The organism is Nostoc sp. (assembly GCF_036917635.1).
Classification (GTDB): domain Bacteria; phylum Cyanobacteriota; class Cyanobacteriia; order Cyanobacteriales; family Nostocaceae; genus Nostoc.
Genome location: NZ_JBALCW010000051.1, coordinates 1 through 15,743 on the forward strand (window position 1 = coordinate 1; position 15,743 = coordinate 15,743).

The window sequence follows — 15,743 nt, forward strand, 5'->3', positions numbered from 1 at the left end:
CAGCCGTAAAGATTTGGGACGTATCAAATCCACCTGTGAGTTAGTATGCAAAAAAATAATTGTTTGTCAAATAAATTTAGATGCGTTTACCCTGCTGTGCCTACCGATGCTGCAAATCAAATTGTAGTTGGTTGTCCTAGCAACGAAGAGGCGAATTTTGTGATTAGCGGACGAGGAGGTTTACCAGAAGACCCTCGCCAAGTGTTGCGCGGTCAGGTAGTTTTACAGGATATGCGAATTGGTGCAGATTTTCCCAATAAATCAGGGCAAATCAGCAATAGAAAAGTACCAGATACAAAAGAGCAACCACCATTACTAGAAGCTACTGGATGGATGATTAATCAACAAGGACAGGTAGAATTAGTGGCAAATACTACCCAAGTACAACCTGATGGTGGGAGAAATAAAAGTGATTGTGGGAATTTATCCGATTGATTTGTGAAAATTGCCCATGCTCAGATTTCCCTATTCGCCAATACGATCAAGTCAATTTTAAACATAGTGCTTTCCCAATATTTTGGGTGATGTTAGAGAAAGATGGCAGCACGAATTTGGCAGAGCAACAAAAAGTATTACGACCTGTTATTCAGATGTTAAGGAGTTATAAACTATACCATATTTTTGAGATGTAAATGAGTAAAATTCCCCAGCTTCCAAGATTAATAGTCATTGCAATACGGCTCGGTTAAGGATTTTTCGATAGTCTTTTAGACCTGTAGAGACGCGAAATTTCGCGTCTCTACACAATGTTTTTGGTATTATCCGAGCAGTATTGATAGTGATTGGATTTTTCCTTTATAGATTTGTAAACCTTATTGTGATTAAGGCGGAATTTGTGTTAATCACCAAATAAGGCAAAACAAAGATGAATTCAGTATTTTTTTTTAGTTTTTAGTTATTAATCAACTGACTTAGCTGACGGTAGCAGGGAATAAAGTATTGAGCGATCGCATCGTCAACTTGCCAGAACTCTTCATAACTATCGCCACTGCAATAGCACCCCATGAATAAAAGCAACAAGGTTTGGAATGGAAGATCAGATAAAGTATGTAAGCTAACGTCTGTAAACAGAGTATTAATCACGTTTTGTAGGTGAACCAAATTAGCAATTACATCAGCATAGATGCTGGTATTACCTGTGATTGTGGGCAAACAGGTCAACCAATACTCCTCAAAGAAAATTTGGTAAAGTTGGGCGATCGCTTGCTTCAAACTGACTCGCGCCTCTAGTGATTGGATAGACTCTCCCAACCTGCCCCATTCTGCCAGCAACTCTTGTTCCAAGATTGATTCTTCAAAGCTCGATAGCTTGATCTCTAGCAACGGTTGCAGTACTCGCAAAAATAAAAAGTCTAAATCTGCAAATGCAAAATCCAGTTTCGTCGGGTTTTCTTTGAGTGAGGACGAACATGGAAGTTGTTCACTCAATTCCGGGCGATCCCAGATGAATTTGAACTCTGCTACATCTGCAACCATTTCACCGATTAAATGGGTAAACATTAGCCCCAAGCGTTGCCGTACCTCTCCTTGAAAAAACAGCCTTGCCCGTTCTGGATCGACGGACACTTGTTCTCCCTGGCGCTGAAAAATTTCCCGGCAGGTCAACGGGCCATAGTCGGTATAGGCAGTTTCAGCCGGTCGTAGTGGATCGCTACAGCTTGCCAATATCTGATAGTCGCCCCGAAATTGAGTCAGTATGGACTGCCAGTTATGTCCCCAGATATCATGCAGCAAATATTTTTCAGCATCTTTCGTAGCCAGAATACTCGCTGAATGACTGAGGGTTTGGAGAATTTGCGGTTGGCTTAAATCAGTTGCTTGAGCCAGACGATAGCTCCAAGCAGCATCAATGCTTGCTGGATCGCTAAAGCTAAAAGAAGGAAAGTGACGGAATTGTTCAAACTTAAAGTTACTCAGGGATTCTAAAAACTGTTGAATTCGTTCGCGTTCAATTTCTGATAGCTGTTCCCACAAAGCTGAATCACGCAGTTGATTGTCAGAATAATCAATACAAAAGTAAATCTGAGTCTCTGTAAACAGAACTGCGATCGCCTCAACTGGAATGGGAATGTCTCCAAACAAATGTTGAAATAAAACTAGTGGTGCAGCAGGCGGCGCACTTTTTAAGTTCGGTAGTAAACCAACATTGATGAGAGCTGCCTGAACGATCTGCTTTTGCTGAACAACCTTACGATCAACTGTCTGCAACAGTGTCGTCATTTGTTCCTGAACTTCAGTTGTTAACTGAAACTGCTGGCAGAGTTGAGGAATGGCCAATGTGAATGACTCAGCTGGTGTCGCTTCAACCTTGTACTGGCTCAATGTGATAGATGATAAGGTTCCTTGCCAAACTGCACCCCCCACCTCGTAGTAGTGCTTGAGTAAGGTGATGGCTTCGGCAAAGGCTTGACGGACATTGACTGGGATAGTTTCTACTGGACAATCCTCACGACAAATTGGATGGGCAAATCCTTGTAATGTTGCTTGTAATTCATAAAGCCGTTGCTGCCATCGTTGTTGTGAATGAGCATCTCCACTGCCATTTGTTAGATGACGAGCAACTTGGAAAGCTTCAGCCATCATAGTACGCTGTGCAGCATCAAGCGTTGGTTTGGGTTGTAAGTTAGAGCTAATCATGGTGCAAGTGTGAATTATATCTAATGTGAATAGAGAGTTGAGAATCTGACAATTTATACCAATTCGTAATACTCGCCTTTGGCGAGTATTACGAATTACGAATTACAAATTAGTATTCTCGCCCTGAACAGTGATAGTTGCGTTTGATTCTATTACTTCGGTAGCGCTGTGCTTGAGGTATCGCACAACCTCTTCATAAATTTGGCTGCTGACGCGATCGCCCCGACGACCATTTTCTAGCCTGATATCATCAACAAAGAAATTCAAGTTGAACTGAACGTAAGTTATCGCATCACTATTTTCGATTCCTTTGATTAAAACTTGTGGCTCCTGCCACTTTTGTCGGGGTTCTTTAAACCGTTCTCGCAACCATCGGTTTAGTTCCATCACGTAGTCATCTAACCGGGTTTCTTCACTTTGGGGATTAGAAATTTTTTGGTACAAACGCTGCACTCTCCGCTTTAACAAATTGATTTTGCGTTCCCATTCTTCAGAAATAATGCTGGTATCATTATCTAAAAGATGAAAATCACGAATGTAGATGCGATACCAATTTCGGATCAGTTCAATCAAGCTGTCTTTAGAACGATTTTCTTGAAGTGTAAAAACTGAGCGATTGTGCTGTGTTTCGGTGACAACTTCTAAACCAATGGCGCTTAAAATTTCTCGATATTCTTGTTGCACATTCTCAATTTCCTCCTTGGTCATGCCACCTTTTTCAGCAAACTGCAAGGTGACGACAAGTGCCTCAAGTGCAGGTGTAATTTCTTCTAGTTTAAAGTTTACTTCCTGTTCGGCAAACAGACGCAATTTGCCAATTTGCTGTTGTTTGTCTAATCCTTCTAACTGATAGTAGCAATCGATCTGTGCTAATTTCTGGTCAATATCACCTAGAGTATCGGGATGAGCCTGGATGACTTCTACCATGACGTGCTTTGCTTCTTTGACATTCAGCGCGATCGGCAGTTTCATGTCGGTAGAGTAATGGTAGTACGAGGTCGGACGGCTGAGATTTGTAATATTTTGACTTTGCAGTGTGCTGTTGGGGATGTAAATATCACAATGCTTAGATGGTATATAAAGTTGAGTCACTCGCACCCCAATTTTTCGCAACATGGCAATGGAGCCATTCTCAAGCAGCAATACATCACCAAACTGAAAGGGAGTATCAATTAACAATACAACTCCACTAAAAAAGTTAGCTAAAATTCCCTGAGCTGCAAAGCCAATTACAAAAGTTGCTCCACCCAGAGCCACCCAAATTCCAGTTAGATCCACACCAAAAGATTTCAGCACAAAAACAGTGGCTAGCGTGAAAACGATCACGGGAACAACTGCTTCTAGCAGGGGTAAAAGCACATCATCCCACATGGATTCAGTTTCCTGGGTATACCCCCGCAGGTAGTAAATGAAAACCTGAGTAAAGAGTTGAACGAGCCAGTAACTAATCGAGATAATTAAACCAGCTGCCAATAAATTTTCAATGCCGTCAATCAGCTTCACGGAGGGCAACTGATGAAAGGTAAATTTAAGAATGCCTAGAGTAAAAACCGTTAGAGCCGGATACGCAGACACATTCAGCGTCACCAGGGCGATATCTCGTTCAAATTTACGAAAGATTGAACGCAGAATATAAAATAAAATGATGTAAAGGAGTATTGTAGCTGCGATCATCAGCACTACGCTACTCAGAAAAAAGCTCCAGGTATTGACTTGAAATGGTAAAAGTTCTTTCAACATTGTTTTTAAGTCCATTTACCAACGATGTATGGCAAGACAGCATTGGCTTTGACTCTGTGCAGGGGTGCAGGGGTGCAGGGGTGCAAGGATGGGGTGTAAACCCTACTGAATGTCTAGTTTGAGTCCGGGCAGCAGTTTCTCTAAGTTCTTCAGAGATTTACCTTGCCAGGGCATATCATTTGACCCCAGCACGATTAACTGAACACCTTTCTTCTTGCGTACACTCAGCACAAATTTGGACAACATACTAATGCCAGAACTATTTAGAAATCCCAAATTTCTCAGATCCAGAGTCATCGTATTTGGCTCGGTGTCTACCACTTTATTTAAGAGATCGGCAATTGGAGCGTACTCCGCAGGCCCACCCAAACTGAGTTCCCCTTGGAAGTGAATCGTTGAAGTGTTAGGTTCAACGTGTACGGTGTAGTCTTCGCCTTTAACGTCTTGCATTGCAACCATGTTGGATTATTTGCATTAAAAGAATAAACTTTAGATTGGCAAAAGTGCCATTGCTGTAACCGTGGTAATATTGGGCATTTCTTGAACCGCATCGAACTTCCAGCCTAGTCGTGCAGAGTAGTCATTGATCATAGTTAAAAACCCCAAACCGGACGCTTCACTATTTTCCTCTGCACTTTTTTCAACTTGCTGGATATAGAGTTCATTGGGATCAGAAACTAGTAGTTCTTGAATAAATGTCTGAAATTTGTTAACACCGGCTGTATTTACACTATTTGTGGCAAAAAGGACAGCCATGATCTGCTCCTCCTCTACAAAATGAATCCCAAATCTCACCTTAGAGTGAGTGGTTGAATCGTTGAATTTCATCGCGTTTTCCAACAGTTCGTTTGCCACAAAAACCACAGCAGCTTGCGTTTCTTTAAGCTGTCGTGCCTGAGTTAGATCGTCTTCATCGACTGGCAGAAAATTGGAGAAATAGTCAGCAAGAAAGTGAGCCGATAGTCGATTGTTACGCCAGCGCTGTTTAATCGGGCGAGAATCTGGGGTAAATGTGAGTTCGAGTGAGTCGTGTTCGGGAGGAAATTGTTCGATGAAATCGCCAAAAATCTGTGCCATCGTTTTTCCAGTTCTAGTCGTAATTGAGTTTTGTGTTGATGAAGGGGACTTCCAGAAATTAAATTATTCAATTCTGAGGGCGAAGACGATTGTGAAATTCTTACTCCCCTGCTCACCAAAGCGATGGGATATTTTTTTAGTTGGAAATCCCTGAAGGTTCCTAAGTTTTGGTTATGTCTATACTTTTATTAAATTAGGCTGTTCAGCCTCTAGTTTCAGCACGAGTAAGGTAATGTCATCAAACACTTTTTGCTTACCAATGTGCCGCCTAACATCGGTAATCACAGCATCTTTAATCACCTCTGCCGAGTTGTGCCAGTTGTGGCTAATCACTTCACACAGTTGTTCAACACCATATTGTTTCTTGTGGATATCATAGGCTTCTGGAATGCCATCGGTATAAAGAACAACACCTTCTCCAGGCTGTAACTTTACTGTTGCATGACTAATAAGACTGGCAATGTCATCATCGAGTCCAATCGGAAAGCCGAGATCCATTGTGTCGATACGTTCAATTTTTCCGTCGTTACGGACAATCAGGGTCTCTTCATGCTGTCCACTGATGCTTAAGTTGCCCTCTGAATAATTCAGTACAGCCAACGTCAAATTCTTTTCTGAGTTCATCCGCTGCACATTTTTGTATATAGTGCGGTTGAGGGCATCGAGGAACTTCACCGGGTCATACTCACGTACCTCTTTGAGGGTTCGCACGGCAGTTTGGGTCATCACCATCAGAATTCCGCTTTCTAAACCGTGTCCAGTCACGTCACCAATACCAAGGGTAGTGATTCCGTCGGTATGTAGTACATCGTAGTAGTCACCACCAACTTCATCTGCGGGTTCCATGTATCCGGAAATGTCGAGTCCTTCAATTTCCAATTCTTCCGGTTTGGGCAAAATCATTTGTTGCAACCGTTTGGTCACTTCTAACTCAGCACCCATTCGGAGATTTTCGGCTGTGAGTTTTTCATTTAAGAGTTTGATTTCCTGATTTGCTCGTTCTAATTCAGCTGGGCTAGGAAGTGCTAGGGCTTGTGGAACTAAGGGGATAAGTTGTACGGCTGTAAATACAGATATTATTGCTGTTAGCGCTTTGATTAGTCCCGATACCCAGTAAGTTGGAAACCAAAGCGTCCAAATCTCCATGATGTGAGTAGTGCCACAAGCTACGATAAATCCACTAAAGAGCAGAAAAATCCAATTAAAAGGTAAATCTTTACGCTTGCTAACGAAGTAGAAGAGTGTAACGGGAATAGAGTAATAAGATAGGGCAATGAGTGCGTCAGAGATGATGTGTAGCGAAACTAAATCAGGTTTCCAAAGATAGCAATGTCCATGAGGAATAAAATAAAATGTCAACAATTCAGATCCAAGTTGCCACATAGAAAAATTCTCTGTCCTTTTGTTTCAAAACAAGGTAATGCGTGATGTTATTAAACACTTTTTACTGATATAGCAATCCTAAAAGTGAGACAATCTGGAAATTATTCTAATTTTTCGTCTTTTTCATATCTGTATTTCTTTATACTTCAAATTCAAGTGTGGAGTTTGGGATAGAAGTAGTTGGGCTTGAGTATCCGGTTTTCCATTTCTATTGACCACGCTAGACATCTCCGAAAACTACCAAACTACTTTGTGACTAGCTTTTAAACTGCAAATACAAGCCTCACAATCAAAAATTGTCGTTCATTATTCATGCGATCGCTCTTTAAATTTTAAATCACTAGTATCGCTTCAATAAATTGATTCCAAGTCAATAGTTGCCCTCCTGTGCGATCGCGTAGAAACATAATTTCATTTTTTGTTAGCGGCAATTCTCCTACACTTGCCATTGCGATATTCATTTCATCAAGGCTAATAATATTGTCTTCATCAGCATCTATTGGTAAAAAATAAGTGAGAAAATCGTTATATTCTGCCATCAACTGACGATAGCGCAGCATTAACTCACCGAATTCTTCAAAGTCGATTGTGTTGCTGCGATCACTGTCCATACTTGTGAATAACAGCGTGATTTCGCTATTCGATAACCCCTTTCCTGCTTGGTTTAAATGATTGGTTAATTCTTCAATACAGAGATGCCCACTATGGTCTTGGTCGATGGCATCGAAGATATAGCGCAAGTCTCCTTTAAAGCTAGAAGACGCTTGTTTAAACAGGAGTTGGCGCGGCTTGCTTTGGATCGCAGCTGCAAGATGGCGACGAAAGTTAGAAATAATCCGTTTTGCCACTAAAAACCGTTGCCGATGCTCTTCGGGACTAGCAATTGTATGCAGTGCCACCGGGACGAGCGAGGGCAGCGATCGCCGTAAAATCATAAAACAGCCAATGGTTACGATCACAAACGGCAGCGCCAAGACGGGCAATTTCAGCGGAGCAAACAAAGCTGCCAAGCCCCAACTAGCAAGCGATGCAACAAAGGCACAAGCCAGACCAATAGAAATACTGAAGAGATTTGGTGTGTAGAATACTCCACCAATAGCGATCGCCGTCAGGACAGCATTGTAACCCCATAGCCCAGTATACAAATCGTTAGGAGTCACTTGCAGCAGTAAACCTGCAACTAGGTACATTACGCATCCCAGCAAGCCAACAATCGCACTAATCGGGGTGCAGATGGCAATCCCCAGAACAATCAAAATTCCGACAACCCAGCTATTGGTAAAAAACACCTGCCCAATACTGAGCGGTAGCGATTGAGCGAGTTGCAAACTGTTAAATTGACTAGGAGAAACAGGCGGTAACGACCCCAAATCGAAGAAAGTTTGAGGTAGAAATAGCACGAAAATCACAAAACTTAGCACCGCGATATGAAATGGAATACCGAGCGGAGCTACTCGAAACTGACTAGCAAACCAGACTCCCACAGTTTGCATTAATACCGTGGAAACAGACGCGAAGACAATCACTGCGATCGCCCAATTCAAATTCCATGTACCATTGCCAAACAGCCCCAATGATGCGATCGTCGCTCCGGTAAGTAATCCATTCAGACCAAAAATCCCATTTTGAATGTCATCCCGATTGATCTGGAAAATTTTCGCCAAGTGTTTTTGTAAGAGAATTGCCGTTAATGTTGCGATCGCGGTTCCCAGCAAGCTCATTGTCCCTAACCAAGGAGCTTGAATGAACATGGCAATTAAAAATAGTAGACCGCTCACAGGATTATTCACAAAAATGACCTGACCAATCCCGCGGAGAGTGGCGTTAATGAAATTCAATAAAGGCTGATGGATTAGGCGTTGATTTAGTGCTTGCATCGTGCCTAATGGCAATAAGCTTTTTGAATGCTGTAATTTTGATTCATCTGAAGATAAAACGTGAGAGATTAATTCATGCAGAGGAGAGGTATCGTAATTCATTTTGTCTACGTTACCAACAAAAAATAGGCGATCGCTAAGTTGATACTCGTTAAAGTTAATAAATCTCAATATAAAAAAATATAACTCTAAGTAGTAAATAAGACTTTTTTAAAGAAACCTTTGCAAATAATTATCCTATCGATTCATTAAAGCACTTTCCTTAAAATCGAACAATAATATAAATCTCATATATTTAAGCTTGCTCTAACTTGGATTGAGATACTGCTACATAAACTAATCTTTCTGTCAAGTCATAAATATCATACTTTTGACTATATAAGAGGCTACTTATAAAGTCAATCTGAAGGTGAGTAATTAATTAAAATTGCAATTTAAAATGCTGCTTAAGTAAATCGGCACGATAAAACCAAGGTATATTGAGTTTTGTAAAAACCTTGGAACGATTCATTTATAACCTCTTTGTTAATTTTACACTTCATTACATTAATTGATTTTTTAACGCCGACTTACTTATGTAGTATTGTAGATATAAATAATGAATGGCTCAAAAGACTTATTCTACAAACCTTAGCGACTCAGAGTGGGCGATCGCTCATGTCAATAAAATAATTTTATTCTCAATAAGCTCAAAAATAGTTGCATTCATAGCTGCTTATCGACACAGCTTTAGTAATTACTTTGAATTTAGAGAACTAAACCAATTCAGAGCAGTTCTATGAAGCAACAATTAGCATGATAATCCGGCAAAAATTGCTTTTGATAATGCCCGATTAGACTTTTATGCAATCATCTCTTACTTGAACAATTTCTCCGATGACAACTCAACTTACGCATCACAAAATTATTCTCGACACTGACCCAGGCGGAGATGATATATATGCCTTCTTGTGGCTTCTTAGCTTGGTCAAACAAGGACTCGTTGAACTTGTCGCTGTGACTTCCGCAGATGGCAATGTCCCTGTAAAATGCACGTTTTCTAGTGCTAGCCAGATTTTAAATTTAGCAGGATTCCCACAGATTAAAGTGGGTCGTGGTGTCCCTCCAAAAAGAGAAATTATAGAAGATGCCACCCATATTCATGGATTGGATGGGATGGGCAATCTTTCTCATACCTTACCCGCCGCCACGCACACCATTGAGGATGCTCCCTACTCCGATGAACTCATTATCAATGAGTTGAATGCTGCTCCGGGGGAAATTACCATTGTAGCGATCGCACCCCTGACTAACCTCGCAGCAGCAGAAACAAAAAGTCCTGGCATCCTTAAAAAAGCCAAGGAAATTGTAATTATGGGGGGTGCTTTCTTCTGTGCTGGTAATGTGACTCCCCATGCTGAATTTAATATTTGGTTTAATGTTGAAGCTGCTCAGACAGTATTTAATAGCCGAGACGATATTGTTGTGCTGCCGCTGGATGTGACCCGACACTTAATTTTCACGCGAGATATGACTGTGGCAGTCACTCAGGCAAATCCAAATAGTAAACTTTCTCAGTTCTTGAGGGATCTTTGTGAGTTCATGATTGGCACAGCCTTGGGTTATCGAGAAACAGCAGGAATTCCAGGTCTTCTTGTTCATGATGCAGCAACATTAGGATACTTGTTTTATCCAGAAACCCTAATGTTGAAAAGAGCAAAAATCCAGGTTGAAACAAAGGGGCAGTGGACACTGGGGCAAACATTGATTGATAGTCGTCCTGCCCCGAAAACAGCAGCAAATGCCTGGGTTGCGTTGCAGGTAGATGAGGACAAATTTTTTACAAGCTTCATTGAAGATTTAAAGTACATATTCATAAGCGCCAAGCTCTAAGCTTCTGTTGTGGAGTCGCCTGTGTTGATTTTAGGTTAGTAGCTAGTGGCTATTATTCACTTTCAGATAAGTTTGATAGAGCAGTAATTAGAACAATAGCCCTGAAAAATTAGTTTCAGAAAGGTAAAAGATGATGACCACAGAGCGATTTAAAAAGTTTACGATCTTACATTCTAATGATATGCATGGAGACTTTCTGGCAGAGGCTGGAGGTGAAGAGGGTCATTTGATTGGTGGAGTGTCGTTGCTTTCTGGCTATATCAATAAGGTGCGTCAAGAAGAGAAAAACGTGCTTTTTGTAATTTCTGGTGATATGCTCCAAGGTTCTCTCATTGATAAGGAATATAGAGGTCTTTCAACCATAGAGATTATGAATTATCTCGCTCCAGATGTAGTAACTCTGGGTAATCACGAATTGGATTATGGATTGCCTCACCTACTGTTCTTAGAAAAGATGGCAAATTTTCCGATTGTGAATGCCAATTTGTATATTAAAAAGTACAACAAACGTTTGATGACTCCTTATTTGATCCTGAATGTAGATGGATTCGATATTATGTTCATTGGGATTGTAACGGAAGAAGTTCTCAAGTCATTAAAACGTGATAGCACTATTGGTACATTTATAAGTCTTGAAGATGCTGCGTCAGAAGTTGGTAAAATTTGCAACGCCTATAAAAACGAGGACATCGACTTAACAATTCTGCTAACTCATATCGGATTTGAAGAGGATAAAAAACTAGCAGCATTGCTAAACCCAGAATGGGGTGTGGATATGATTATTGGCGGACACTCTCATACATTTTTAGAACAACCAGCCCAAGTTAACAATATTCTAATCGCACAAGCTGGAATTGGCACAGACCAAATCGGACGCTTTGATATTGTAGTAGATGACGATATTAACAGCATTGTTGAATGGAAGTGGCAACTTTTGCCTGTAGATAATAATTTGGCTGAACCAGATCCAGAAATCGAAAAGTTGATTACGATTTTTCAAGAAGAAGTCGATCGCAAATATAATCGACTAATTGGACGATTAGCACGTAAACTCACCCATCCTAAGCGTGAAGAAGAAACGGAATTGGGTAACTTAATCGTTGATATTGTTAACCAACTAGATGTATTGGATGTAACTTTGATAGGAAGTGGTTCAATCAGGAGAACAAAATTAGGGCCGCTAGTGACACTCAGCGATATTAAAGAAGTTTTTCCTTATGACGATGTACTTTATAAATTTAAAGTTACAGGTGTACAGCTTACTAAGATATTTACACATATTATGAGACTAGAAAACAGAATACCCGGTGAAAGTTGTTGTTTTCAGGTCAGCAAAGGTATTCAGGCAGTTTACAGGGATTCCCAAAATCAGCTTGAATCTTTGAGCATTTATGGACAACCTATACAAACCGATGCTCGATATACTATGTGTGTAGAAGAATATCATTACAAAAATTCACTACATAGTCTAGGTATAACAATGGAAGAATTGACAAAATTAGACAACGCAAAGGTAGTTTCAACATCCTGCCAAAATGTCCTTGAAGAGTACTTTAGCCATCATCAAAATCTTAATAGCCAGATCGAAAGAAGATTAATCTACAAGTAGAGAGGTTTTAAACCCAAGATGCAACGGATTATACCTGTATACCCACAACTTTTATTGGGTGGGCAGCTTCTTCTAAATTCTCATTGTCTCATAACCTGTTAATGCGATCACAGAAATGTTGAATACTGATACAAAACTTTACATATCTAGTTACACTAACTCTCTTAAGCCTAAAATAGTCAACATGACATCATCTCCTCAAACCAATGAACATAACTGATTTTCTGACACATACAAGATTGTAAATAGCGGAATTTATCTAATAGCGTATGTCCCCATTGTTGTGGGATAGATAATATCTGTAAAATTAGATAGGCAAAACCTCTATCCATTACACCAACAGCATTAGTTGGTAGACTAGACATCATTTGTGAACCAAATTTATAGTCATGGTCATGCCCAAAGTTTATGAAGTTATCTTCCGGACTTCCAGTAGCTAAATTTAGAGAACTAAAAAGTTTTACTTGATGATGACCTAGCACCCATAATAACTTACTGGTGAGAGTAATAATTGTGGAATCGATTGGACAAATTGCGTATTTATTATGTAATTTATTCTGAGATTTATTCTGTACTAATTCATTTAATTTTTGGTAAATTTCTTGAAAGGGTTTTTGGCTTCGATCCTGTGATGCCCCTTTTCTACCCGTTGACTAATACTCACGTCAACACCTTTAAATCCAAGAGATAGGGAAGTTTCAAACCAATTCTTCATTGACTAATAAAAAAATATATGCATTAGAAAAGTATAATAATTATATATTGACAGAGAAAAAACCAAGTGCAGCCTTTTCGTGATGCCTAACTTGAGGATGCTAATAACATCATCTTCAGTACGAGTCAGTAGCGTTCCAGACGCTCCATTCTTAAAAGAGGCGATGTCTTGTCTACTGAAGTTTTTAGTTTTTATCAGCCCTTCGGGTGGCTCTGGTAGAGGACAGTATGATTAATCAACGCCAAAATTACGAATTAGTAATTAGAAATTGCAAATTATTATGAGCATCTATGGGTATTCATCGTCACCTAATTTTAGCCATACTAATCTTTTTCTTAATAACAACTGTTGTCCCAGCCACCGCAGAGGATTCTATTTACCCAACTCAATCACCAGTCACCATACTCGAACAAGGAAAACAACTTTATGATGCCGGAAAGTTAGCAGAAGCTGCAAAAGTTTGGTCACAAGCAGCCCAGATATTTCAGCAAAGTAAACAGCAGCACTATCAAGTATTAAGTTACAACTATTTAGCGATCGCTTATCAAGACTTGGGCAAGTGGGAAGAAGCGCGATCGCTCCTTACTCAAGCACAGGATATCCTAAAAACAATAGATGATTCCTTCCTTTACGCCCAAGTTCTCAACACCCAAGGAAGTTTACAATTAAATACTGGTCAACCAGAATTAGCCTTAGAAACTTGGCAGCAAGCTGAGAAAATCTATCGTTCCCTCAAGGATGTCACAGGCATTGTGCTGTCGCAGATTAACCAAGCTCAAGCATTGCAAACTTTGGGAGAGTATCGTCGCGCCCAAAAACAGCTAGAACAAATCAATCAAGACCTTGCTGTTTTACCTGATAATCTCCTAAAAGCCAGGGGATTGCGGAGTTTAGGCGTAACTTTGCAAGTAGTGGGAGATTTAGAGCGATCGCAACAAGTATTATCGCAAAGTTTAGCGATCGCAAAGCAAGTAAATTCTAACGCAGATATCGCCGAAACCTTATTGAGATTGGGAAATACCGCAAGAGCTAGGGAAGATTTTAAAGCCGCCTTAGAATTTTATCAACAAGCAAGTAGTAGTGGTGGCGATCGTACTCAAATAGAAGCGCTCCTCAATCAACTCAGCCTTTTAATAAAAATAGATCAAAATCAAGCTGCACTAGCATTATTACCCCAAATCCAAGCACATCTTGCTAACCTTTCCTCCAGTCGTTGGGGAATTTACGCGCAAGTTAATTTAGCCGCAAGTTGGATAAAACTGTCATCATCAAACATAAAAGACATTGCTCAACTTTTGGCAAAAGCAGTCAAACAGGCTAAAGAATTAACAGATACAAGAGCGCAAAGTTATGCTTTAGGAGAATTAGGACATCTCTACGAACAAACTCAGCAATGGACTGAAGCCTTAACTCTTACCCAAACAGCACTATCTTTGGCACAAGAAGTACAAGCAGATGATATTGCCCTCAATTGGTTGTGGCAGCAAGGACGAATTGAGAAAGCTAAAGGCAACATTGAGATAGCAATTACAGCTTATGAACAAGCTGTTGATTCCTTAACATCTCTGCGTCAAGATTTAATCCAAACAAGTCCTGACGTGCAATTTTCTTTCCGCGACGAAGTTGAACCAGTATATCGGCAGTTAGTACAATTACTTTTACAAGATGTAGACAGCCTACCACAAATCATCAAGCAACAACACTTAGATAAATCGCGCAAAACAATTGAAGCACTGCAATTAGCAGAATTAGAAAACTTCTTTCACCAAGCTTGCTTAACTTATAAACCGCAACCAATAGATAAAATCGATCCAAAAGCCGCAGTGATTTACCCAATTTTGCTAGAACGTCGCTTGGAGGTAGTTGTTTCTCTTGCTGGACAACCTTTGCAACATTATGGAACAAACCTTTCATTACAAGAGGAATCAAAGGTTTTTGATGAACTGCGCCAATCTTTAAACCTTGCTTTCTTGCCTGATGAAGTACTACCTTCTGCCCAAAAATTGTATGATTGGTTGTTGCGTCCTGCCGAAAAAGAGATAGAACTTCAGGGAATTAAAACCTTAGTGTTTGTCTTGGATGGTTTTTTACGCAGTATACCGATGGCAGTTCTGCACGATCGCCAACAGTTTTTAATCCAGAAGTACAGCATAGCATTAACTCCTGGTTTACAACTATTAGAGTCTCGGCATCTTCTTCGCCAACAGTTTCAAGCTTTAACTGCGGGTTTAGCAGAAGCACGTCAAGGCTTTCCTGAGTTACCTGGTGTCAAACAAGAAATTAAACAAATTACAAACTATGTTCATGCAAAGATACTATTAAATGAAAAATTTACTCGCGCCAACGTCCAAAAGCAAATAGAAGAAGTTCCCTTTTCTGTAGTTCATCTTGCCACCCACGGTGAATTTAGCTCCAAAGCCGAAGACACATTTCTTTTAACTTGGGAAGACCGCATTAATGTTAAAGATTTAGATAGATGGTTAAAAGGTGCATCTTCAAAACTGAGCAAAAATGCTCCACGCCAACCAATTGAACTGCTAGTTCTCAGCGCTTGTCAAACTGCCAAAGGCGATAACCGCGCTGCTTTAGGATTGGCAGGAATTGCCGTCCGTTCTGGTGCTAGGAGTACTTTAGCAACCCTCTGGTCAGTACAAGACAAATCAACTGCTGATTTGACAGCAGAATTTTACCGTCTGCTTACGCAAAAGGTCGTCAGCAAAGCCGAAGCACTGCGTCAAGCGCAACTCTCTCTACTAAATTCTCCTCAGTACAAACATCCTTACTATTGGTCTCCATTTGTATTGGTAGGGAATTGGCGTTAACTCACGAATCA

General features: G+C 40.3%; 10 protein-coding genes and 2 pseudogenes. 4 read left to right on the forward strand and 8 right to left on the reverse strand.

Annotated features, from left to right (window positions below; translation table 11 throughout):
- Positions 1–45: 45 nt before the first annotated feature.
- Positions 46–435 (forward strand): hypothetical protein, encoded by a 390-nt coding sequence (locus V7K32_RS13860; protein WP_334994069.1) that lies wholly within the window; start codon positions 46–48, stop codon positions 433–435.
- Between the two features lie 456 nt (positions 436–891).
- Here the strand turns inward: V7K32_RS13860 and V7K32_RS13865 are convergent, their stop codons facing one another.
- The 7 genes and pseudogenes from V7K32_RS13865 to V7K32_RS13890 form a co-directional block, all read right to left on the reverse strand.
- On the reverse strand, positions 892–2,637 hold the full coding sequence (locus V7K32_RS13865; RefSeq protein WP_334994071.1) for a hypothetical protein: 1,746 nt from the start codon (positions 2,635–2,637) through the stop codon (positions 892–894).
- Positions 2,638–2,739: 102 nt separating this feature from the next.
- A complete protein-coding gene (locus V7K32_RS13870; protein ID WP_334994073.1) occupies positions 2,740–4,377 on the reverse strand; it encodes a mechanosensitive ion channel family protein in 1,638 nt (545 codons plus the stop codon).
- Between the two features lie 102 nt (positions 4,378–4,479).
- On the reverse strand, positions 4,480–4,836 hold the full coding sequence (locus V7K32_RS13875) for a slr1659 superfamily regulator (protein ID WP_334994074.1): 357 nt from the start codon (positions 4,834–4,836) through the stop codon (positions 4,480–4,482).
- Between the two features lie 30 nt (positions 4,837–4,866).
- Positions 4,867–5,454: a DUF6272 family protein gene (locus V7K32_RS13880; protein ID WP_334994076.1), complete on the reverse strand. Its 588-nt coding sequence runs from the start codon at positions 5,452–5,454 to the stop codon at positions 4,867–4,869.
- Positions 5,455–5,631: 177 nt separating this feature from the next.
- Positions 5,632–6,396, reverse strand: coding sequence for a PP2C family protein-serine/threonine phosphatase (locus tag V7K32_RS28760; protein WP_442938739.1), 765 nt, complete (start codon positions 6,394–6,396; stop codon positions 5,632–5,634).
- 42 nt (positions 6,397–6,438) lie between these two features.
- A pseudogene (locus V7K32_RS28765) lies at positions 6,439–6,837 on the reverse strand (hybrid sensor histidine kinase/response regulator); the annotation flags it as partial.
- Between the two features lie 332 nt (positions 6,838–7,169).
- A complete protein-coding gene (locus V7K32_RS13890) occupies positions 7,170–8,816 on the reverse strand; it encodes an urea transporter (protein WP_334994080.1) in 1,647 nt (548 codons plus the stop codon).
- A gap of 774 nt (positions 8,817–9,590) precedes the next feature.
- On the opposite strand from V7K32_RS13890, the gene V7K32_RS13895 reads away from it, so the two are divergent.
- Together V7K32_RS13895 and V7K32_RS13900 are read left to right on the forward strand one after the other, a co-directional pair.
- Positions 9,591–10,586: a nucleoside hydrolase gene (locus V7K32_RS13895; protein ID WP_334994082.1), complete on the forward strand. Its 996-nt coding sequence runs from the start codon at positions 9,591–9,593 to the stop codon at positions 10,584–10,586.
- 130 nt (positions 10,587–10,716) lie between these two features.
- A complete protein-coding gene (locus V7K32_RS13900; RefSeq protein ID WP_334994084.1) occupies positions 10,717–12,195 on the forward strand; it encodes a bifunctional metallophosphatase/5'-nucleotidase in 1,479 nt (492 codons plus the stop codon).
- A gap of 179 nt (positions 12,196–12,374) precedes the next feature.
- Here the strand turns inward: V7K32_RS13900 and V7K32_RS13905 are convergent.
- Positions 12,375–12,830 (reverse strand): annotated as a pseudogene (locus V7K32_RS13905) (hypothetical protein); the annotation flags it as partial.
- A 370-nt stretch (positions 12,831–13,200) separates the two neighbouring features.
- Between V7K32_RS13905 and V7K32_RS13910 the strand changes: the two are divergent.
- Positions 13,201–15,732 (forward strand): CHAT domain-containing protein, encoded by a 2,532-nt coding sequence (locus tag V7K32_RS13910; protein WP_334994085.1) that lies wholly within the window; start codon positions 13,201–13,203, stop codon positions 15,730–15,732.
- Positions 15,733–15,743 lie beyond the last annotated feature (11 nt).

Bases quoted from the DNA above. Each gene is read 5' to 3' on its own strand.
- V7K32_RS13860 (WP_334994069.1), top strand. From the start codon at position 46: ATGCAAAAAAATAATTGTTTGTCAAATAAATTTAGATGCGTTTACCCT.
- V7K32_RS13865 (WP_334994071.1), bottom strand. From the start codon at position 2,637: ATGATTAGCTCTAACTTACAACCCAAACCAACGCTTGATGCTGCACAG.
- V7K32_RS13870 (WP_334994073.1), bottom strand. From the start codon at position 4,377: ATGTTGAAAGAACTTTTACCATTTCAAGTCAATACCTGGAGCTTTTTT.
- V7K32_RS13875 (WP_334994074.1), bottom strand. From the start codon at position 4,836: ATGGTTGCAATGCAAGACGTTAAAGGCGAAGACTACACCGTACACGTT.
- V7K32_RS13880 (WP_334994076.1), bottom strand. From the start codon at position 5,454: ATGGCACAGATTTTTGGCGATTTCATCGAACAATTTCCTCCCGAACAC.
- V7K32_RS28760 (WP_442938739.1), bottom strand. From the start codon at position 6,396: ATGGGTGCTGAGTTAGAAGTGACCAAACGGTTGCAACAAATGATTTTG.
- V7K32_RS13890 (WP_334994080.1), bottom strand. From the start codon at position 8,816: ATGAATTACGATACCTCTCCTCTGCATGAATTAATCTCTCACGTTTTA.
- V7K32_RS13895 (WP_334994082.1), top strand. From the start codon at position 9,591: ATGACAACTCAACTTACGCATCACAAAATTATTCTCGACACTGACCCA.
- V7K32_RS13900 (WP_334994084.1), top strand. From the start codon at position 10,717: ATGATGACCACAGAGCGATTTAAAAAGTTTACGATCTTACATTCTAAT.
- V7K32_RS13910 (WP_334994085.1), top strand. From the start codon at position 13,201: ATGGGTATTCATCGTCACCTAATTTTAGCCATACTAATCTTTTTCTTA.